Origin of the sequence: Dactylosporangium sp. CA-092794, assembly GCF_050948465.1 — a bacterium.
In the GTDB taxonomy this organism is placed as follows: domain Bacteria; phylum Actinomycetota; class Actinomycetes; order Mycobacteriales; family Micromonosporaceae; genus Dactylosporangium.
Genome location: NZ_CP192044.1, coordinates 233,727 through 254,509 on the forward strand (window position 1 = coordinate 233,727; position 20,783 = coordinate 254,509).

Below are 20,783 nucleotides of genomic sequence, written 5' to 3' on the forward strand. Positions count from 1 at the left end.
AAGTAATGACCACCTCCCTGCAGTACCAGCCCTCGCAGGAGTCGCTGTCGAAGCTCACTCCGGTGCTCACCAAGCGCTGGCTGTCGCCCGACGCGTGGAAGATCGACGTGTACGAGCGCCTCGACGGCTACACCGCGCTGCGCAAGGCGTTCAGCTCGCACCCGGACGACCTGATCCAGCTGGTGAAGGACTCCGGCCTGCGCGGCCGCGGCGGCGCCGGCTTCCCGACCGGCATGAAGTGGGGCTTCATCCCGCAGAACGACGGCAAGCCGCACTACCTGGTCGTCAACGCCGACGAGGGCGAGCCGGGCACCTGCAAGGACCTGCCGCTGATGATGGCCGACCCGCACGCGCTGGTCGAGGGCGTCATCATCGCGTCGTACGCCATCCGGGCCAACTTCGCCGCCATCTACATCCGCGGTGAGGCGGTGCACGCCGCCCGCCGGCTGCGCGCCGCGGTCGAGCAGGCCTACGCCAAGGGCTACCTCGGCACCGACATCCTGGGCAGCGGCTTCGACCTCGACCTGGTCGTGCACAGCGGCGCCGGGGCCTACATCTGCGGCGAGGAGACGGCGCTGCTGGACTCGCTGGAGGGCTACCGCGGCCAGCCCCGGCTGCGCCCGCCGTTCCCGGCGACCCACGGCCTCTACGCCTCCCCGACGGTCGTCAACAACGTCGAGACGATCGCCAGCGTGCCCTACATCGTGCTCGGCGGCGCCGCCTGGTTCCGCAGCATGGGCACGGAGAAGTCCCCGGGCCCGAAGATCTACTCGATCTCCGGCCGGGTCAACCACCCCGGGCAGTACGAGTGCGGCCTCGGCGTCACGCTGCGCCAGCTCATCGACCTGGCCGGCGGGATGCAGCCCGGCCACCGGCTGAAGTTCTGGACGCCGGGCGGCTCCTCGACGCCGATGCTCACCGACGAGCACCTCGACATCCCGCTGGACTTCGAGGGCATGGCCGGGGCCGGCACGATGCTCGGCACCACCGCCGTGCAGGTCTTCTCCGACCAGGACGACATCGTCTACGCGACCTACCGGTGGATCGCCTTCTACCACCACGAGTCGTGCGGCAAGTGCACGCCGTGCCGCGAGGGCAACTACTGGATGGTCCGCATCCTGCACCGCATCCTCGCCGGCCAGGGCACCCACCAGGACCTCGACACGCTGCTGGACGCCTGCGACAACCTGCTGGGCCGCTCGTTCTGCGCGCTCGGCGACGGCGCGACCAGCCCGGTGACGTCCTCGATCAAGTACTTCAAGCAGGACTACCTGGACTACATCGAGGGCCGCAAGGCGCCGATGTTCCACGGTGAGCTGGTAGGAGCGCACTGATGACCGATGTGGTTCCCAAGACCGATCTGGTCAAGCTGACCATCGATGGCGTCGAGGTCGAGGTGCCCAAGGGCACGCTCGTCATCCGCGCCGCCGAGCAGATCGGCACCTCGATCCCGCGGTTCTGCGACCACCCGCTGCTGGCCCCGGCCGGCGCCTGCCGGCAGTGCCTGGTCGACATCGAGGGCCAGCGCAAGCCGGTGGCCTCCTGCACGCAGCCGGTGGCCGAGGGCATGGTCGTGCGGACCCAGGTGACCTCCGAGGTGGCCAAGAAGGCCCAGGAGGGAATCATGGAGTTCCTCCTGATCAACCACCCGCTCGACTGCCCGGTCTGCGACAAGGGCGGCGAGTGCCCGCTGCAGAACCAGGCGATGAGCAACGGTCAGGCCGAGTCCCGGTTCGTCGAGCACAAGCGGGAGTACCCGAAGCCGCTGCCGATCAGCACGCAGGTGCTGCTCGACCGCGAGCGGTGCGTGCTGTGCCAGCGCTGCACCCGCTTCTCCGACGAGATCGCCGGCGACAAGTTCATCGACCTGATGGAGCGCTCGTCCAACGAGCAGATCGGCGTGTTCCGCGGCGACCCCGACTCGCCCGAGGACGACGCGCCGTTCAACAGCTACTTCTCCGGCAACACCATCCAGATCTGCCCGGTCGGCGCGCTGACCAGCTCGCAGTACCGCTTCCGGGCCCGCCCCTTCGACCTGGTCTCCACGCCGAACGCCTGCGAGCACTGCGCGGCCGGCTGCGACCAGCGGGCGGACCACCGCCGGGGCAAGGTCATGCGCCGCCTGGCCGGCGACGACCCGGCGGTCAACGAGGAGTGGAACTGCGACAAGGGGCGCTTCGCGTTCCAGTACGTCACCGCCACCGACCGGCTGACCACCCCGCTGGTGCGCGACGCCAAGACCGGCGAGCTGCGCACGGCGAGCTGGCCCGAGGCGCTCTCGGTGGCCGCGGCCGGCCTGGCCGCCGCGAAGGACAACGGCGGCGTCGGGGTGCTGGCCGGCGGCCGGCTCACCGTCGAGGACGCCTACGCCTACTCGAAGTTCGCCCGGGTCGCGCTCGGCACCAACGACATCGACTTCCGGGCCCGGCCGCTGTCGGCGGAGGAGACCGAGTTCCTGGGCTCCCACGTCGTCGGGCGGGCAGGTGGGGAGTTCGGGGTCACCTACGCCGACATCGAGCGCGCCCCCGCGGTCGCCTTCGTCGGGCTGGAGCCCGAGGAGGAGTGCCCGATCATCTTCCTGCGGGCCCGCAAGGCGTACCTCAAGCGCGGCCTGGCCAGCTACGCGGTGGCGCCCTTCGTCAGCCGCGGCTTCGAGAAGCTCGGCGCGACGGTCATCCTCACCGCCCCGGGCGCGGAGGCGGCGGTGCTCGGCGAGTCCGAGCAGCTGCGCGAGGCGCTCTCGGCCGAGGACGCGATCCTCTTCGTCGGCGAGCGGCTGGCGAGCGTGCCCGGCGGCCTGTCCGCCGCGGCCCGGCTGGCCGAGGCCACCGGTGCCCGGCTCGCCTGGGTGCCGCGCCGGGCCGGCGACCGGGGCGCGGTCGAGGCCGGCGTCCTGCCGACCCTGCTGCCCGGCGGCCGCCAGGTCTTCGACCCGGCCGCGCGCAGCGAGGTCGCGGCGGCCTGGGGCCTCGACGCGGGCGTGCTGCCCAGCGCCTCCGGCCGCGACACCGACGGCATCGTCACGGCGGCCCGCGAGGGCCGGCTGGGCGCGCTGGTTGTCGGCGGCGTCGACCCGGCCGACCTGGCCGACCCGATCGCCGCCGAGGAAGCCCTGGACAACGTCGGCTTCCTGGTCAGCCTCGAGCTGCGGATGAGCGCCGTCGCCAAGCGCGCCGACGTCGTCCTGCCGGTCGCGCCGGCGGCGGAGAAGTCCGGGTCGTACGTCAACTGGGAGGGCCGGGTCCGCCCGTTCGGCATCGTGCTCAAGACCCAGGCGATGAGCGACGGCCGGGTGCTGGACACCCTGGGCCGCGAGCTCGGCGCGCAGCTCGGGGTCGCCTCCGTCGAGGCGGTCCGGGCGCAGCTGGCGGCGCTCGCCCAGCTGCCGCTGCCGGGCACCGCCACGGTGGGCACGGTCGGCGCCGGCAACCCGAGCCTGGTGCGCGGCACCGCGCCGGACGTCGCACCGGCCGAGATCGCCAGGCCGGCCGGCGGCCAGGCGATCCTCGCCTCCTGGCACCACCTGATCGACAGCGGCTCGCTGCAGGACGGGGACGGCCACCTGGCCGGCACCGCCCGCCCCGCGGTGGTCCGGATCTCCAAGAGCACCGCGGCCGACCTGGGCGTGGTCGACGGGGACCCGGTGACGGTGGGCACCGAGCGGGGCGCGATCACCCTGCCGGCCCTGGTCACCGACATGGTCGACGGGGTTGTGTGGATCCCGACGAACTCACCGGGCTCGACGCTGCGCCGCACGCTCGGCGTGACCGAGGGCGCCCTGGTCGAGATCAGCACTGGGGGTAGCGCGAAATGACGCCAATTGCCTACGGCAACCTCGACCAGTTCGGCAAGGACCCCTGGTGGCTGGTGCTCGCGAAGGTCATCGTGATCTTCGCGTTCCTGGTCGTCATGACGCTCTTCGCCATCTGGTACGAGCGCCGGGTCGTCGCCCGGATGCAGGTCCGGCCCGGCCCGAACCGCAACGGCCCCTTCGGCCTGCTGCAGTCGCTCGCCGACGGCCTGAAGCTGGCCTTCAAGGAAGACATCATGCCGCGCCTGGCGGACAAGGTGGTCTTCTTCTTCGCGCCGGTGATCTCCACCATCTGCGCGTTCACGGCCTTCTCGGTGATCCCGTTCGGCCCGACGGTGTCGGTCTTCGGCACGCACACGCCGCTGCAGCTGACTGATATTCCGGTGGCGGTACTGCTGGTGCTCGCCTGCTCCTCGATGGGCATCTACGGCGTGGTGCTGGGCGGCTGGGCCTCCGGGTCGACGTACCCGCTGCTCGGCGGCCTCCGCTCGAGCGCCCAGATGATCTCGTACGAGGTCGCGATGGGCCTGTCGATCGTGTCGGTCTTCCTGGTGTCGGGCTCGATGTCCACCTCGCAGATCGTCGCGGCGCAGGCCGGCAACGGCACGGCGAACGTGTTCGGCATGACCTGGCACCTGCCCGCGTGGTACGCCATCCTGCTCATCCCGAGCTTCCTGATCTACTTCACGTCGGCGGTCGGCGAGACCAACCGCGCGCCCTTCGACCTGCCCGAGGCCGAGTCCGAGCTGGTCGGTGGCTTCCACACCGAGTACTCGTCGCTGAAGTTCGCGCTGTTCTTCCTCGCCGAGTACGTCAACATGGTCACCGTCTCCGGCCTGTGCACGACGCTGTTCCTGGGCGGCTGGCGCGCCCCGTGGCCGATCTCGCTCTGGGACGGCGCCAACCAGGGCTGGTGGCCGGTGCTGTGGTTCACCATCAAGGTGCTGCTGATCCTGTTCGTCTTCGTGTGGCTGCGCGGCACGCTGCCCCGGCTGCGCTACGACCAGTTCATGCGCTTCGGCTGGAAGGTCCTCATCCCGGCCAACCTGGTCTGGATCCTGGCCCTGTCGGGCATCCGCGTGGTGCAGAAGCACGACGAGCTCAGCACGGGCCAGCGCACCGGCGTGATCGTCGGCGTGGCCGCGCTGGTGGTGCTGGTGTTCGTGCTGGTCGCCTTCCAGCGCGCCCGCCGCCAGCCGCTGGCCGACCTGCCCCAGCCGAGCCCGGGCGGCCGGGTCGGCGGCGCCGACGGCTTCCCGTTGCCGCCGCTGAACCTCGAGGTGCCGCCCAGCCCGCGGGTCAAGCGCGTGATCGTCGAGCGGGAAACCGTCCCGACCGGCAAGGAGAACTGACGTGTCTATTGGTGGAACCCTCAAGGGGTTCGGGGTCACCTTCTCGCACATGTTCAAGAAGGTGGTCACCGAGGAGTACCCGGAGCAGCGCAAGCCGCCTGCCCCGCGGTACCACGGCCGGCACATTCTCAACCGGTGGCCGGACGGGCTGGAGAAGTGCATCGGCTGCGAGCTGTGCGCGTGGGCGTGCCCCGCGGACGCGATCTACGTCGAGGGCGCCGACAACACCGACGAGGCGCGGTTCTCGCCGGGCGAGCGCTACGCCCAGACGTACCAGATCAATTACGCCCGCTGCATCTTCTGCGGGCTGTGCATCGAGGCGTGCCCGACCCGCTCGCTGACCATGAGCAACGAGTACGAGCTGGCCCGCGACAACCGCCGCGACCTGATCTTCACCAAGGAGCAGCTGCTCGCGCCGCTGCTGCCGGGGATGGAGCGCCCGCCGCACGACATGCGGCTGGGCGACACCGACAAGGACTACTACGTCGGCGCGCTGGAGAACCCCGGCACCTCGGCCGGGGCGGAGCGCTACAAGGGGGTGCACTCGTGACCGCCAACGGCACCCTGGCGCTGCAGACGCTGGCCGCGGGCGCCGGCGAGGTGAAGGGCGGCGAGGCCGTCACCTTCTGGATCCTCGCTCCGCTCGCCGTGCTCGGCGCGATCGGCATGGTCTGGGCCCGCAACGCGGTGCACTCCGCGCTGTCGCTGATCATCACGATGATGAGCCTGGGCGTGTTCTACGTCCTGCAGGCCGGCCCGTTCATCGGCATGGTGCAGATCATCGTCTACACCGGCGCCATCATGATGCTGTTCCTGTTCGTGCTGATGCTCGTCGGCCGCGACTCCTCGGACTCGCTGATCGAGACGCTGCGCGGGCAGCGGATGGCGGCCATGGTGCTGGGCCTGGGCCTGGCGCTGCTGCTGGGCATCGGGCTCTACCGAGCCCTCGGCGGCATGGAGCCGAAGGGCCTGGCCGACGCCAACGCGGCCGGCAACGTGATCGGCATCTCCCGGCTGCTCTTCACCAAGTACGTCTGGGTCTTCGAGGTCACCTCGGCCCTGCTGATCACCGCCGCGGTCGGCGCGATGATCCTGGCGCACATCGAGAAGCGCAAGGAAGACAAGGTCAGCCAGCCGGAGCGCATGGTGGCCCGGTTCCGCCCGGGCAACTACCCGGCGCCCAAGCCCGGCCCCGGTGTCTTCGCCGGCTCCGACTCGGTGGCGACCCCGGCCCGGCTGCCCGACGGCACTCCGTCCGACCGCAGCATCTCCAAGATCCTCCCGACCCGGGAGTTGACGTCCGCCGACGTCGCACCAAAGGGGACCGAGAAGTGACTCCGACGTACTACATCGTCCTGGCGGCGATCCTGTTCACGATCGGCGCGGTGGGCGTGCTGATCCGCCGGAACGCGATCGTGCTGTTCATGTGCATCGAGTTGATGCTGAACTCGGCCAACCTCGCGCTGGTCACGTTCAGCCGGATCAACGGCACGCTCGACGGGCAGATCATGGCGTTCTTCGTCATGGTCGTGGCGGCGGCCGAGGTCGTCGTCGGCCTGGCGATCATCATGTCGATCTTCCGTACTCGACGCTCGGCCAGCGTCGACGACGCGAACCTGCTGAAGTACTAAGGAGCGGGTGGTGGAACCAATCGCCTACTCGGCGGCGACCGGGTGGCTGGGCTCGTTCTGGCTGCTCCCGACGATCCCGCTGGCCAGCGCGGCAGTGCTGCTGCTGCTCGGCAAGCGGGCCGACCGCTGGGGTCACTGGCTCGGCGTGCTGAGCGTCGCCGTGGCATTCGTGCTGGGGCTGACGTACTTCTTCACGCTGCGGGGCCTTGAGAACCGCAACGGCGTCGAGCTGAAGCTGTGGGACTACATCGGCGTCGGAAACTTCCACGTCGACATGGGCCTGCTGTTCGACCCGCTGTCGGCGATGTTCGTGCTGCTCATCACCGGCGTCGGCGCGCTGATCCACCTCTACGCGGTGGGCTACATGGAGCACGACCCGGGCCGGCGCAAGTTCTTCGGGTACTTCAACCTGTTCATCGCCGCGATGCTGTTGCTGGTCCTCGGCAACAACTACGTGATGCTGTACTTCGGCTGGGAGGGCGTCGGCCTCGCGTCCTACCTGCTGATCTCCTTCTGGTACCTGCGCCCGAGCGCGGCGACGGCCGGCAAGAAGGCGTTCCTGATGAACCGGGTCGGCGACGCCGGCCTGGCCATCGCGATCTTCATGATGTTCGCGTACTTCGGCACGGTGAATTACGCCGAGGTGTTCAACAGCGTGCACGGCCTGAGCCAGGGCACGGTCCTGGTCATGGCGCTCCTGCTGCTGCTCGGCGCGGCCGGCAAGTCCGGCCAGTTCCCGCTGCAGGCGTGGTTGCCCGACGCGATGGAGGGCCCGACCCCGGTCTCGGCCCTGATCCACGCGGCGACGATGGTGACCGCGGGCGTCTACCTGATCGCCCGCTCGCACCCGATCTTCGACGCCTCGCCGGACGCGCAGACCGTGGTGGTCTCCGTCGGCGCGCTGACGCTGCTGATCGGCTGCATCATCGGCTGCGCCAAGGACGACATCAAGCGGGTCCTGGCCTGGTCGACGGTGAGCCAGATCGGCTACATGTTCCTGGGCGTCGGGCTCGGCGGCGCGGCCTACGCGCTCGCGCTGATCCACCTGCTGGCGCACGGCTTCTTCAAGGCCGGCATGTTCCTCGGTGCCGGCTCGGTCATGCACGGCATGCACGACCAGACCGACATCCGGCGCTTCGGCGGGCTCTGGAAGTACATGAGGATCACCTGGGTCACGTTCGGCCTGGGCTGGCTCGCGATCATCGGCATCCCGCCGCTGTCCGGCTTCTTCTCCAAGGAGCCGATCATCACCGCGGCGTTCGAGCGGGCGGGCTGGACTGGCTGGCTCTACGGCGGCGCGGCGCTGCTCGGTGCCGGCCTGACCGCCTTCTACATGACCCGGCTGTTCATCCTCACCTTCCACGGCCCGGAGCGCTGGACCGAGGACATCAAGCACCCGCACGAGTCGCCGTCGGTCATGACGATCCCGCTCATCGTGCTGGCGGTCGGCTCGGTCGCGGCCGGTGGCCTGCTGGCCACCTCGGTGCCCGACTGGCTGACCCCGCTCTACGGCTCCGAGCACCCCGAGCCGGCGCGCCACCTCAACGAGGTGCTCATGAGCGTCATCGGCGTCGTGGTCGTGCTGATCGGCGGCGGCCTGTCCTGGGCCCTGTTCCGCCGGGGCACCGCCCTGCAGGAGCAGCCGGCCGGCCCGCTGGTGACCGCCGCGCGCAACAACCTCTACACCGACTCGTTCAACGAGATCGTGTTCGAGGCACCGGGCCGCTACCTGACCCGAGCCCTGGTCTACCTCGACAACCGCGGCATCGACGGGCTGGTCAACGGCCTGGCGGCGGGCGTCGGCGGCGGGTCGGGCCGATTGCGCCGGGCCCAGACCGGGTTCGTGCGCTCCTACGCCCTTTCCATCCTCGGAGGTGCGGTGCTCGTGGTGGCCGCCACGCTTGCGGTGAGGTTCGGATGAGCCACTTCCCCTACCTGACCGTCCTCACGGCCGCGCCGCTCGTCGGCGCGGCGGGGGTCGCGCTGCTGCCCAAGGACCGGCCCGAACTCGTCAAGCGCGCCGCGCTGGGCTGGTCGGTGCTGGTCCTGGCGCTCGGCGTCGGCATGTGGACGCAGTTCAAGCCCGATGGCGCGCGGTTCCAGCTGCGCGACTCGTGGACCTGGATCCCGCAGTGGGGCGCGAAGTTCACCTTTGCCATCGACGGCATAGCCCTGGTCATGATCGCGCTGATCGCGCTGCTGGTGCCGCTGGTCATCCTGGCCTCCTGGCACGACGCGGAGCACAGCAAACGGTCGGTGCCGGCGTACTTCGCGCTGCTGCTGGCGCTGGAGTGCACGATGATCGGCGTCTTCGCCGCGCAGGACGTGTTCCTGTTCTACGTGTTCTTCGAGGTCATGCTCGTGCCGATGTACTTCCTCATCGGCTCCTACGGCGGGCAGCACAAGCAGTACGCGGCGGTGAAGTTCTTCCTCTACTCGCTGCTCGGCGGCCTGTTCATGCTGGCCGCGCTGGTGGGCCTGTGGGTGCTGGGCGGGCAGACCTTCGACTGGCAGACGCTGGTCAACGCCGACTTCTCGGTCAACACCGAGCGCTGGCTGTTCCTCGGGTTCTTCGTCGCGTTCGCGATCAAGGCGCCGTTCTTCCCGTTCCACACCTGGCTGCCCGACGCCGGTGGCGCGGCCCCGGCCGGTGCCGCGGCCCTGCTCGTCGGGGTGCTGGACAAGGTCGGGACGTTCGGGATTCTGCGGTACTGCATCCCGCTCTTCCCGCGCGCCTCGAGGGACTTCGCCTGGCTCGGGCTCACGCTCGCGCTGATCGGCATCATCTACGGCGCGCTGGTCGCGATCGGGCAGAAGGACCTCAAGCGGCTCGTGTCGTACACCTCGATCGCCCACTTCGGCTTCATCGGCATCGGCGTCTTCGCGTTCACCACGCAGGCCGGCACCGGGGCGGTCCTCTACATGGTCAACCACGGCCTGGCGACCGGCCTGCTGTTCCTGGTCGTCGGCATGCTGGTGGCCCGGCGGGGCAGCGCGCTGGTGACCGACTTCGGCGGCGCGGGCAAGGCGCTGCCGGTGCTGGCCGGGGTGTTCTTCATCGCCGGTCTGGCGTCGCTCGCGCTGCCCGGCACCTCGCCCTTCGTCTCCGAGTTCCTGGTGCTCATCGGCACGTTCACGGTGAACAAGACGGTCGCGATCATCGCGACCGCCGGCATCATCCTCGCCGCCGGATACGTGCTGTGGATGATCCAGCGCACCACCCAGGGCACCCCGAACCCGAAGCTCGCCGAGATCAAGGCCATGGGCCGCGACCTCTCGCTGCGCGAGGCCGTCGTCGTGGCCCCGCTGATCGCCCTGATCCTGCTGCTCGGCTTCTACCCGAAGCCGCTCACCGATGTGATCAACCCGGCGGTGAAGGCGACCATGCAGGACGTCGGCAAGACCGACCCGAAAGCCACCGTGGGTACCGTGGAGGCCGGCAAGTGAACGACAAACTCCAACTGCCGCACCTGGACTACGCGGCGCTCGCCCCGATGCTGATCCTCTTCGGCGTCGCCTGCGTCGGGGTGCTCGTCGAGGGCTTCGTGCCCCGCCGGGTGCGCCACCGGGTCCAGCTCACGCTGGCGCTGGCCGGGCTCGTCGCCGCGCTCGTCATGGTGATCCGCCAGGGCGACAAGCCGGTGATCACCGCGGCGACCTCGGTCGCCATCGATAAGCCGGGCCTGTTCCTGTCGGCCGGGATCATCGTGCTGGGCATCGTCGCGCTGCTGCTGATCGGCGAGCGGACGCTGGAGCCGGGCGGTGCGTTCGTGGCCCAGGCCGCGGTCACCGCCAATACCGACCGCGACCGCGAGCAGGCGACCCGCACCGGCGGCGCGACCGAGGTCTTCCCGCTGGCGATGTTCGCCCTGGGCGGCATGCTGCTGTTCACCACGGCCAACGACCTGCTGACCATGTTCGTCGCGCTCGAGGTCTTCTCGCTGCCGCTCTACCTGCTCTGCGCGCTGGCCCGCCGCCGGCGGCTGCTGTCGCAGGAGGCCGCGATGAAGTACTTCCTGCTCGGCTCCTTCGCCTCGGCGTTCTTCCTGTTCGGTACCGCCCTGGTCTACGGCTACGCCGGCCAGGTCGACTTCAAGTCGATCGCGACGGCGGTCCGCACCGGCGGCAACGACGACACCCTGCTCTACATCGGCCTGGCGATGCTCGCGATCGGCCTGCTGTTCAAGGCCGCCGCGGTGCCGTTCCACGTGTGGACGCCCGACGTGTACCAGGGCGCGCCGACCCCGATCACCGCGCTCATGGCGGCGTGCACCAAGGTGGCCGCGTTCGGCGGGCTGCTGCGGCTGGTCTACGTCGGCTTCGAGGGCACCAAGGTGACGATCCAGCCGGTGCTCGGCACGGTCGCGGTGCTCACCATGATCATCGGTGCCATCCTGGCGGTCACCCAGACCGACATCAAGCGCCTCCTCGCCTACTCCTCGATCGCGAACGCCGGCTACGTGCTCATCGGCGTGATCTCGCTCAACGACCGGGGCCTGTCCAGCTCGATGTTCTACCTGGTGGCCTACGGCTTCACCGTGCTGGCCGCGTTCGGCGTGGTCACCCTGGTGCGCGACGCCGACGGAGAGGCCACCCACCTCTCGCGCTGGGCCGGGCTGGGCCGCCGCTCGCCGCTTTACGCCTCGCTCTTCACCTTCATCCTGCTGGCCTTCGCCGGCCTGCCCCTGACCAGCGGATTCACCGCCAAGGTGGGCGTCTTCGCGGCGGGCATCGACGGTAACCAGACCTGGCTGGTGATCGCCGGCGTGGTGAGCTCCGCCATCCTGGCCTTCCCTTATCTGCGGGTCGTCGTCATGATGTGGCTGTCCGAGCCGGGCGAGACGACGCCGGCCGTGTCCATCCCGGGCGCCATGACGGCGGCCGCGTTGGTCATCGGCACGGTCGCGACGCTCGTGCTGGGCGTCGCTCCGGGGCCGTTGCTCGAGGTGACGCAGAACGCGGGGCGGTTCCTCAGTTAGCTCGTCCGGCAGGTAGCACGTCGTATCGGCAGGGACGTCCCCCGTGGTCCAGCCACGCGGGGACGTCCCTGTATCAGCAGTCCGAAGTACGTATGGCATCGTTGGAGCTGTGGTGAGTACGGGAACCGTGCAGTCGAGCGCCTCGGTCGGGCTGACCATCGCCGATCCGGAGCTGGAGCGCAGCGTCATGGCGATCCTCCGGGACGTCGAGGCGGTGCTGATCGACTCCGTGCACAGCGCGAACCCGCTGGTCACCGAGGCGGCCCGGCACCTGGTCGACGCCGGCGGCAAGCGCGTGCGGCCGCTGCTGGTCGGCCTGGCCGCGCAGTTCGGCGACCCCACCTCGCGCGACGTGGTGACCGCCGGCGCGGTTGTCGAGCTGACCCACCTGGCCACCCTCTACCACGACGACGTCATGGACGAGGCCCCGGTGCGCCGCGGCGCGCCCAGCGCCAACTCGCGCTGGGGCAACGCGCTGGCCATCCTGGTCGGCGACTACCTGTTCTCCCGGGCCGCCGACCTGGCCGCCGAGCTCGGCGTGGAGGCGGTGAAGATCCAGGCGAGCACGTTCTCCCGGCTGGTGCACGGCCAGATCGACGAGACCGCCGGTCCGCTGGACGGCGAGGACGCGATCCGCCACTACCTGCGCGTGCTCAAGCACAAGACCGGCTCGCTGATCTCGACCAGCGCCCGGTTCGGCGCGATGTTCGGCGGCTGCCCGCCGGAGCAGGTGGAGGCCCTGGCGACCTTCGCCGAGACGTTCGGCATCGCCTTCCAGCTCTCCGACGACCTCATCGACATCGCCAGCGACGGCACCCAGTCGGGCAAGACGCCCGGCACCGACCTGCGCGAGGGCGTGCCGACGCTGCCGGTGCTCTACGCGCTGGCCTCCACGGACGACGACGCGGCCGCCGTCCGCCTGCGCGACATCCTTTCCGCCGGCCCGGTGACCGACGACGCCCTGCACGCCGAGGCCCTCGGCCTGCTGCGCGAGTCGGCGGCGCTCAAGCAGGCCCGGGAGACGGTCCGCGGCTACGCCGACAGCGCCCGGGCGTCGCTCGCCGTGCTGCCCGAGGTGCCGGCCCGCATGGCGCTGGAGTCGCTCTGCGACTTCATCGCCGACCGCACCAACTGACGCGGCGCCGCGCCGGTTTCCGTTCCATACCCCCACCGTCGACTCCGGTCAATGTCGTGCACACCGGGCGTCCGCCGGTTTTTTGGCGTTGGTACCGATTGCGGGGATTTCCGCGCGCAAGGTGCACGTTGCTCAATGCCACCTGGCGCGGTACCCCAGCCGACGACAAGTCGCGACGACGCGATAACAGCCAGGAGCGAGCCGTGAAGACAACGCTTCGAAGTACTCGGTCGAATGGTCATTACTTACTCAGGTGTACCGGTGGGTAATCGACGGCTACTCATATTGTCCGGCGTGTCGCGCACGGTCCTTCACGATCTGGGTGTCCAGTATGGTGCATTCATCGCTATGTGCAGCGGGCTGATATCCCCCCACCTCGCGATACAAATGATCAGATTGTTCCCTCGACCCTCTCCGATTTCATATGGTGTGACTCCAGTTACTGCTGCGGCTGGGGAGGGCGGCGGTGCGGGATCCACAAGCCGAACCCTCGGATCTCATCCGGAGCGTTTCGAGGGCCCTACGAGTGCTGGAGGCGGTCGGTCAGTCGCCACGCGGCCTGACCGTGAAGCAGATCGCGCGGCGATGTGACTTCACCGTCGCCACGACCTATCACCTGGTGCGCACGCTCGCGTACGAGGGCTACGTCATCCGCCGCGAGAACGGCACCTATGTCGTCGGCCTGGAAATCGCCGACCGATATCGGGAGCTCGTGCTCGCCTTCCGCGGACCGAGCGCGGTCATCGACCGGCTGCGCCGCGCCGCCGCCGAGACCGGCTACAGCCACTACCTGGGCCGGTTCGTGGGCGGGCGGGTCGCGGTGACGGCCATGGCGGAGGGGCCGCGCACGCCGCCGCAGGACGAGCTCGTGCCCGGCTACGACGAGGCCGCGCACGCCACGGCGCTGGGCAAGGCGCTGCTCGCCACGATGAGCGCCGACCAGCGGTGGCGGTTCCTCAAGGAGTACGGCATGCGCGCCTACACCTCGGCCACCCTCACCTCGCCGGAGGCGCTCGACTCCGACCTGGCCGCCGGCGAGCGCCGCGGCATGCAGATCGAGATCGGTCAGTTCCGCCAGGGCCTGGCCTGCGCCGCCGTCATGGTCGTCAACGACCGTGACCAGGACCGCCGGGTCGTGCTGGCCTGCGCGCTGCCGCCCGCCGAGCTGATGTCCTCGGCCAAGGTCGTCCGCACCCGCCTGCTCGCCACCGCCCACCATCTGGCAACCGCGCTCGCCGAGTAGGAACATCAGTCGCAGGGCTCTTTGCCGGGGCCCCGCGCGGCGACGGCGCAGGTCATGTCGCATCGGTGACATGTGGGCCGGAGCTGAACCTCTCTGCGTATTAGTGCGTAGAAGCTGGTGGAAGGGATCGGAAACATACCGAGGCGTGAGTAGAGACGATGCTGACCTGCTGAAGGCGCTCCATGCGGAGCATGGCGACGCGCTGTTCGCGCATGCCCTGCGACTGACCGGCGACCGCCAACGGGCCGAGGACCTGGTGCAGGAGACCCTGCTGCGGGCCTGGCAACACCCCGAGGCGCTCGACCCGGCCCGTGGCTCGGTCCGTGCCTGGCTGTTCACCACCGCCAGGAACCTCGCCATCGACGCGTGGCGGCGACGCTCCGCACGGGTGGGCGAGGTCTTCACCGACCAACTGCCGGAGACACCGGTGACGGTCGACGAGACCGAGCGGGCGGTGGAGTCCTGGGTCATCGCCGAGGCGTTGACCCACCTGTCCCGACCGCACCGCGAGGTCCTGGTGGAGTGCTTCTACCAGGGTCGCTCCGTCGCCGAGGCGGCAGAGCGCTTGGGCGTGCCCGCCGGCACGGTCAAGTCGCGGACCTACTACGCACTGCGTTCGCTGAAAGTCGTATTGGAGGAGTTGGGGGTGACGCAATGAGGTGTGAACACCTCCATGACTCGGCTGTCTACGTGCTGGGGGCGTTGTCGCCGCCCGAGCGCGAGGCATACGAGCGGCATCTCGCCGGTTGTGCGGAGTGCCGTGCGGAGGTGGCGGAGTTCTCCGACCTGCCGGGCCTGCTCGGCCGGCTGGATCCGGAGGTCGCCGCGCGGATTGCCCTGGCGTCAGACCCGCCCGATCTCGATGCTTCGCCGGTCGCCTCCGGCGCCGAGCGCTGGGCCGGCCCGACCGTCGCGCCCGGCGGGGACGAGGCCGCCGTGTGGGCCGGACCGACCTTTGCGGCTTCCGGGGGTACCCCCGGGAAAGTCAACGGCGCCGCCGTGGACCCCCTCCTGCCGCGGGTGCTCGACCGGGCCCGCAGCGTGCGGCGCACCGAGCGCCGCCGCCGTCGCTGGCGCACGGCCGGCACGGCGCTCGTGGCGGCGTTCCTGGGCGTCGTCGCGGTCATCGGCGTGCGGGCCGCCGGCGTCGGGCAGCCGGACTACGTCGCCATGCAGGAGGTCGCCGCGACCGTGCCGGTGACGGCGTCGCTCGCGCTGTCCTCGGACGACGAGGGGACGCTGGTGCGGATGCGCTGCGCCTACAAGGAGGGCCAGGGTTCGTCCACGCCGTGGACCTACAAGCTGGTCGTCGTGCCCCGCTCGGGCCAGCCCGAGGAGATCGACACCTGGAGCGCCCGCTCCGGCGACGAGCTCCAACTCACCGCCCACACCGCCATCCCCCGGACAAATATCGTGCGGATCGAGATCCGCAAGGGCGACGGCACTCCGCTGCTAGAGTCCTAGACTCTGCTCGCTTTCTTGGTTTTTGGTCTTTTGGTCTTTGGTTTTCGGCGCTCTACTCACTCACCGTGACGGGGGCGGCCGCCGCAACTCCCTCCGCGGCGGCCGCCCCGTCGCGTTCTGCCCGGTTCCTCCGGGAAACTCGCAAGGCATCCCAGGTGAAGATCACCAGGGCACACCAGACGATCGCGAACCCGGCCAAGCGCCCCGGCGGCAGCGGCTCGCCGAACACCGTCACGCCCAGAACCAGCTGGATCGTCGGCGTCAGGTACTGCATGATGCCGAGCCCGGTCAGCGGCACGCGGTTGGCGGCCTCGGCGAAGAGCAGCAGCGGCACCGCGGTGAGCAGCCCGCTGCCGGCCAGCATGACCGAGTGCGACACCGACACCGTGCCGAACGTGGACTGATGGTGCGCGGTCAGCCACGCCAGGTAGCCCAGGGCGGGCAGCGTCAACACGGCCGACTCGATGAACAGCCCCTCCGCGGCGGGCGGCCCGAGCCGCTTCTTGACCAGCCCGTAGCAGCCGAACGAGGCGGCGAGGGTGAGCGCGATCCAGGGTAGCCGCCCGTAGTCGACGCTGAGCACGACGACGGCGACCGCGCCGACGCCGAGCGCCACCCACTGGGCCGTGCGGAGGCGCTCCCGCAGGACGACCACGCCGAGCAGGACGACGAAGAGCGGATTGATGAAGTACCCCAGCGACGCCTCGATGACCCGGTCCGTCGTCACGGCGAAGATGTAGACGCCCCAGTTCACCGCGATGAACACCGCGGCGACGGTCATGCCGGCGAGCAGCCTCCGGTCGCGCAGCAACGCACGGAGGCGCCGCCACCGCCGCATGACCGCCAGCAGCAGCGCCACGACGATGAGCGACCAGACGATCCGGTGCGCGAGCACCTCGACCGCCCCGGCCGGCCGCAGCGCGTGGAAGTACAGCGGGAAGACGCCCCAGAGCGTGTTGGCGAGCAGGGCGGAGAGATATCCACGGCGCAGCGGGTCCACGCCGTACACGCTAAGGCAGCCCGCCGGTAAGGGGCAGGCGGTCGCCCACCCCTCACGGGATGGCGTTGGTCACCGGTAGTTCTGGTACCCGCCGCCGTACTGCTGCCGTGGCGGCGGCTGCCGACGGTCGTAGTCGTAGTCCCGCCGCTTACGATCCTTGTCCCCCCGGTCCGGGATCAGGAAGTTGATCAGCCAGCTGACCACCCCGATGAACAGCGCCCCGAGCACGGCCGTAGGCCAGAACTTGTCGACGTGAAACTCCAGCCCGATCGCGTCCGCGATCGTGCTGGTGAGCAGCAACAGCGCCCCGTTGACCACGAGCGACACCAGCCCGAGCGTCAACACGTACGCCCAACACCCGATCGTCTTGATGATCGGCCGCAGCACCGCGTTGACAATCCCGAAGATCGCCGCAACCGCGACCAGCGTGAGCACCTTGCGCCCGGTATCGCCACCCACGGTGATGCCGGAGATCACCAACGTAGCCAGCCAAAGCGTGAACGCACTCACGGCAAGCCGGATGAGGATTCCCATGCCGGAGATGGTGTCATGCCGCCGCCAGCCCGGAACAGCCCGCTATCACCCCTTCTTCCCCCGATCGTTAGCTCCGGGTTCCCCCGATCGTCCACCCGCCCCACCGCCCCCTCGCGCCCCGTTCCCAGCCCGCCCTGTTCCTAGCCCGCCCCGACTCCACCTTCGAGGCCGACTCCGCTCCATGTCCCCGCGCGCCCGTGCCCCGCCCCGGCGCCGCTGCCGGCTCGCCCCCGGCGCCGCTCCCGGCTCCGCCCGCGGCTCGGGGTCACGTTCCCAGGCGTGGTGCACGAGATGGCCAGCGCTTGATCGTCATGGTCGATGTCAGGTCAGGCGGCGCCGGGTGAATGTCTCCGTGATCATGATGTGCGCGGCGGCCGCACCACGGTTTTTCATGATCCCGGAGACTTTCGGTACACAGGTGTACATGGACTCTCCGTGATCATGAAAAACCCGTGGTGTCGCAGCGGGTACGGCATGATCACGGAGACTTCCGGTCGCCCCGCGCCGTGCTCCACGGCGAGCAGCGCCCGCAGTGTGAGACCTGCGTCGCGGATCGTGTCCGCCCGTGGCTTTGGGGACGCGCGTGCCGGCCATCGCGTCCGCCGGCGGGCACGGCGGCGGTCGGCGGGCACGGCGGCGCTGGTAGTGCCGGCGCCCGGGTGACGCTGACCGCTGACCGCTGACCGCTGACCGCTGACCGCTGACCGCTGACCGCTGACCGCTGCGGATGCGGGGGTGCGGGGTGGCACGGCGGCTGCGGACCGGGCCCCCGGCCGCAGGGGGCCGGGCCCCCTGCCGCAGGTGGAGCACCGCGGCCGCACCACGGCAGCGGTGGTCCCGGCCTCGCGGGCAGCGCAAGCCACGGCTGGTGCGGCGTGGCACGGTGGCTGCTGGCCGGCCAACTCGGCGGCGGGTGGAGCACCGCGGCTGCGGTGGTCCCGGCCACGGCCGGGCGGCGGCTTCGCTTCGAGGCCAGCCCCGGCCTTGCCCACGGCTGCGTTCCGGCTGGGCCCTAGCCTTGCCTGCGGCTGCGCGCTGGCTTTGCCTGCGGCTGCGCGCTGGCTTTGCCTGCGGCTGCGCGCTGGCTTTGCCTGCGGCTGCGCGCTGGCTTTGCCTGCGGCTGCGCGCTGGCTTTGCCTGCGGCTGCGCGCTGGCTTTGCCTGCGGCTGCGCGCTGGCTTTGCCTGCGGCTGCGCGCTGGCTTTGCCTGCGGCTGCGCGCCGGCTTTGCCTGCGGCTGCGCGCTGGCTTTGCCTGCGGCTGCGCGCTGGCTTTGCCTGCGGCTGCGCGCTGGCTTTGCCTGCGGCTGCGCGCTGGCTTTGCCTGCGGCTGCGCGCTGGCTTTGCCTGCGGCTGCGCGCTGGCTTTGCCTGCGGCTGCGCGCTGGCTTTGCCTGCGGCTGCGCGTCGGCTTTGCTCTCGGCTGGGTGCCCTCCCGGCTCGGTGCCGTGCCCTCCCGGCTGGATGCCGGCTCGGCCGGTGGCGCGGCGTTGGCTTCGTTCTCGGCTAGGGTCGGCCTCCCTTCGCGGCGCGGGCTCGGTTAGGTTCGGACTTCCGTCGTCGGATTCGGGGCACAACCACCGGTGTCAGCGGGACGGCTTGCCGATTAGCTGGTGTTCGATTGGCGTTGCGGACATGTGGGCCCAGCGGACGGTTCGTCGGTTGATCACGATGCCGAGCATTTCGCCGGAGATTCGGCTCAGCGAGCGGCGGGCGGAGCCCAGGCCCAGGGCGTCGCCGGCCAGGGCGGCCTCGTGCGGGCTCAGCGGCTGCAGCAGGGCCAGGTCGGAGCGGGCCAGCAGGTCGGTGTCGGCGCTGGTGAGGTCGTCGCGGATGTGGAGCACCGTGCGCCAGGCCGACTCCGGGATCGGGTTGGCCCGGGCCGGCGTCGGACCGACGTCCAGCACCAGCAGTTGCGGGCGCGTGGCGCTGGGTGGCGGCGGATCGCCGAGACGGCCGGGGGGCAGCACCGTCAGTGGCTCGGCATACCCCACTCCCCGCTGGAACGGCTCCCACGCCTGCGGCCGGGCCGACTGCACCGCGACGTGGGCGCCCGTGGCCAGCGCGCGCACAATCACGAGCTGGGCGCAGCGCAACCCGCCGATCAGGGCCGCGCGGGTCGGCGTCGGCCGGAACAGCCGGACCACGACCGGGCCGCCGTGCCGGTTCACTCCCAGCATCAGCCCCTCGCCGCCGACGGCCGGCTCGATCGCGGCCAGGCGCGGCGCGCCCACGGCGGCCGGACTGCCCCCGCCGATGACCAGCCCGTCATGGCCCTCCACCAGCCCGGCGAGCATCGCGTCGGCACCGGGTGCGCCCCCACCGAGCGGAAGCGTGGCGGCCAACCCGTCGAGCTGCGCGCCGTCGAGCCGGGTCACTTGCGCCCCAAGGCCGTCGAACAGCTCCTGCAACGCCGTCGTGGCCTGAGCGAGCGCCGCCGCCGACGGAGCCGCCAGCCGAACCACGAGCTCCGCCCGCACCACGTCGCCGCCCGCTCGCACCACGTCGCCGCCCGTCGGCTCAACTTCCGTGCCCGCCGGCTTCGGAGCCCCGCCCATCTGGACCGCGGCCCTACCCGCCCGTGCCGGTGGCCTGTCCGTCGGCTCCCTGGTTGCGGCGGCCGCGGTGCCGTGTGTGGCGCGGCTGGGCGCTGGCTGGGCACCGGCGGGCGCGGCGGACTGGGTGCGGGTGGAAGCGGTGGGCTGGGCGGCGGTCAGGGAGACCGTGGTCGCCGTCGTGGGCAGGTTGAGCAACCGGCTCATCGGCGGGCCGTCGTCCGGCCAGCGGCGCAGGCGGAACGTCGCCTGATGCAGGCCGCCGGCGCGGAGGGCCGTCCAGGTCTCCTCGAGCGGCTGGGACGGGTCGTGGTGGGCCGCCTCGGCGATCGCCGCCAGTGCGGAGGCGGCCGAGAGCGGACGGGCCGGCAGCCCGGCCTTGGTCAGCACGCGACAGGCACGGCGGACCGCGACGGTCAGGGACTGCTCCAGGTCGGGGCGCTGGTATCCGCCCGCGCGGCGGACCCTGACGGCGACCAGAACGCGCTGGTGGGCCAGGATGCGGCCGTCGGTCAGCTGGCGATACGACGTGGCGGACGGGGTCGGCGACCGTGACGGCGGACTGGCGGCGGTGACCAGGAGCTGGACCCGGACCTCCGGGACGTCGCGGGCCGGGGCCGGGAGCAGGGCGCTCAGCGGGGGCAGCGGTGGCGACGCGGTGCCGAGGAGCTTGGACGGGTCGCCGACGCGGACGATCGCGGTCAGGCCGTCGGTGTCCTCGAGGACGCCCACGTCGGCGTCGTCGATCTCCAGCGTCGACGTCGACGCGCCCGGGCGGACCAGAGCCAGCAGGCCGGCTGGGCCGGCATTGAGGGACAGGATGCGGCGGCGGGCCAGGTAGGTCGCGCCGTCGGCGAGCCAGCGGGCCAGTGACCGGTGCCGGACCTGGGCCACGGCGAGGACCAAGGCCAGCGCGGCCAAGGGCAGGGCGGCGAACGCCCACGCCGAGCCGGTGGCCCAGGCCGCGACCGCGAGCACGATCGCGGTCTGGACCAGGACGATTCGCGTCCGCGCCCTCATATCGCCCCCCGCCGATGGAATGACGGGGCTTATCGTATGGCGCCGGTACGACATATTTTGGGG

Annotated in this window: 16 protein-coding genes and 1 pseudogene; 14 read left to right on the forward strand and 3 right to left on the reverse strand. The window is 70.8% G+C overall.

The window, feature by feature from the left end; all coding sequences use genetic code 11:
* The first annotated feature begins 5 nt into the window (after window positions 1-5).
* The 13 genes from nuoF (at window position 6) to ACQPXD_RS01090 (ending at window position 15,615) form a co-directional block, all read left to right on the forward strand.
* Window positions 6-1,334, forward strand: a complete 1,329-nt coding sequence (gene nuoF, locus ACQPXD_RS01030; RefSeq protein WP_432833863.1) for an NADH-quinone oxidoreductase subunit NuoF — start codon at window positions 6-8, stop codon at window positions 1,332-1,334.
* Entirely contained in the window at window positions 1,334-3,814 is a 2,481-nt protein-coding gene (locus tag ACQPXD_RS01035; protein ID WP_432833865.1) for an NADH-quinone oxidoreductase subunit G, read from the forward strand. The genes nuoF and ACQPXD_RS01035 overlap by 1 nt, the downstream gene beginning before the upstream one ends.
* Window positions 3,811-5,163 (forward strand): NADH-quinone oxidoreductase subunit NuoH, encoded by a 1,353-nt coding sequence (nuoH, locus tag ACQPXD_RS01040; protein ID WP_432833867.1) that lies wholly within the window; start codon window positions 3,811-3,813, stop codon window positions 5,161-5,163. Before ACQPXD_RS01035 ends, nuoH begins: the two co-directional genes overlap by 4 nt.
* A 1-nt stretch (window position 5,164) precedes the next feature.
* The gene (gene nuoI, locus ACQPXD_RS01045) at window positions 5,165-5,713 is read left to right on the forward strand and encodes an NADH-quinone oxidoreductase subunit NuoI (protein ID WP_432833869.1); all 549 of its coding nucleotides are present in this window, start codon (window positions 5,165-5,167) and stop codon (window positions 5,711-5,713) included.
* 14 nt (window positions 5,714-5,727) lie between these two features.
* On the forward strand, window positions 5,728-6,498 hold the full coding sequence (locus ACQPXD_RS01050; protein ID WP_432843543.1) for an NADH-quinone oxidoreductase subunit J: 771 nt from the start codon (window positions 5,728-5,730) through the stop codon (window positions 6,496-6,498).
* Window positions 6,495-6,794, forward strand: a complete 300-nt coding sequence (gene nuoK / locus ACQPXD_RS01055) for an NADH-quinone oxidoreductase subunit NuoK (RefSeq protein WP_432833871.1) — start codon at window positions 6,495-6,497, stop codon at window positions 6,792-6,794. Before ACQPXD_RS01050 ends, nuoK begins: the two co-directional genes overlap by 4 nt.
* 10 nt (window positions 6,795-6,804) lie before the next feature.
* The gene (gene nuoL, locus ACQPXD_RS01060) at window positions 6,805-8,715 is read left to right on the forward strand and encodes an NADH-quinone oxidoreductase subunit L (protein ID WP_432833872.1); all 1,911 of its coding nucleotides are present in this window, start codon (window positions 6,805-6,807) and stop codon (window positions 8,713-8,715) included.
* A complete protein-coding gene (locus tag ACQPXD_RS01065; RefSeq protein ID WP_432833874.1) occupies window positions 8,712-10,241 on the forward strand; it encodes an NADH-quinone oxidoreductase subunit M in 1,530 nt (509 codons plus the stop codon). Before nuoL ends, ACQPXD_RS01065 begins: the two co-directional genes overlap by 4 nt.
* A complete protein-coding gene (nuoN, locus tag ACQPXD_RS01070) occupies window positions 10,238-11,773 on the forward strand; it encodes an NADH-quinone oxidoreductase subunit NuoN (RefSeq protein ID WP_432833876.1) in 1,536 nt (511 codons plus the stop codon). The genes ACQPXD_RS01065 and nuoN overlap by 4 nt, the downstream gene beginning before the upstream one ends.
* A 112-nt stretch (window positions 11,774-11,885) precedes the next feature.
* Window positions 11,886-12,908 carry a polyprenyl synthetase family protein gene (locus tag ACQPXD_RS01075; RefSeq protein ID WP_432833878.1) on the forward strand — a complete coding sequence of 341 codons (1,023 nt, stop codon included), beginning with the start codon at window positions 11,886-11,888 and terminating at the stop codon, window positions 12,906-12,908.
* Window positions 12,909-13,374: 466 nt separating this feature from the next.
* Complete coding sequence (locus tag ACQPXD_RS01080; protein ID WP_432833880.1) at window positions 13,375-14,151, forward strand: IclR family transcriptional regulator; 777 nt, start codon at window positions 13,375-13,377, stop codon at window positions 14,149-14,151.
* Between the two features lie 145 nt (window positions 14,152-14,296).
* A complete protein-coding gene (locus ACQPXD_RS01085) occupies window positions 14,297-14,809 on the forward strand; it encodes a sigma-70 family RNA polymerase sigma factor (protein ID WP_432833882.1) in 513 nt (170 codons plus the stop codon).
* 32 nt (window positions 14,810-14,841) lie between these two features.
* Window positions 14,842-15,615 (forward strand): anti-sigma factor family protein, encoded by a 774-nt coding sequence (locus ACQPXD_RS01090; protein WP_432833884.1) that lies wholly within the window; start codon window positions 14,842-14,844, stop codon window positions 15,613-15,615.
* 52 nt (window positions 15,616-15,667) lie between these two features.
* On the opposite strand, the gene rarD is transcribed toward ACQPXD_RS01090, so the two are convergent.
* Entirely contained in the window at window positions 15,668-16,615 is a 948-nt protein-coding gene (rarD, locus tag ACQPXD_RS01095) for an EamA family transporter RarD (protein ID WP_432833886.1), read from the reverse strand.
* Window positions 16,616-16,801: 186 nt separating this feature from the next.
* Window positions 16,802-17,149 (reverse strand): annotated as a pseudogene (locus ACQPXD_RS01100) (phage holin family protein); the annotation flags it as partial.
* A 1,018-nt stretch (window positions 17,150-18,167) separates the two neighbouring features.
* Between ACQPXD_RS01100 and ACQPXD_RS01105 the strand changes: the two are divergent.
* Window positions 18,168-18,689, forward strand: coding sequence for a hypothetical protein (locus ACQPXD_RS01105; protein ID WP_432833888.1), 522 nt, complete (start codon window positions 18,168-18,170; stop codon window positions 18,687-18,689).
* A 42-nt stretch (window positions 18,690-18,731) separates the two neighbouring features.
* On the opposite strand, the gene eccE is transcribed toward ACQPXD_RS01105, so the two are convergent.
* Window positions 18,732-20,720, reverse strand: a complete 1,989-nt coding sequence (gene eccE / locus ACQPXD_RS01110) for a type VII secretion protein EccE (protein ID WP_432833890.1) — start codon at window positions 20,718-20,720, stop codon at window positions 18,732-18,734.
* Window positions 20,721-20,783 lie beyond the last annotated feature (63 nt).

What these genes read in the sequence shown, in the direction of transcription:
- nuoF (WP_432833863.1), top strand. Translation starts at nt 6, where the DNA reads ATGACCACCTCCCTGCAGTACCAGCCCTCGCAGGAGTCGCTGTCGAAG.
- ACQPXD_RS01035 (WP_432833865.1), top strand. Translation starts at nt 1,334, where the DNA reads ATGACCGATGTGGTTCCCAAGACCGATCTGGTCAAGCTGACCATCGAT.
- nuoH (WP_432833867.1), top strand. Translation starts at nt 3,811, where the DNA reads ATGACGCCAATTGCCTACGGCAACCTCGACCAGTTCGGCAAGGACCCC.
- ACQPXD_RS01065 (WP_432833874.1), top strand. Translation starts at nt 8,712, where the DNA reads ATGAGCCACTTCCCCTACCTGACCGTCCTCACGGCCGCGCCGCTCGTC.
- eccE (WP_432833890.1), bottom strand. Translation starts at nt 20,720, where the DNA reads ATGAGGGCGCGGACGCGAATCGTCCTGGTCCAGACCGCGATCGTGCTC.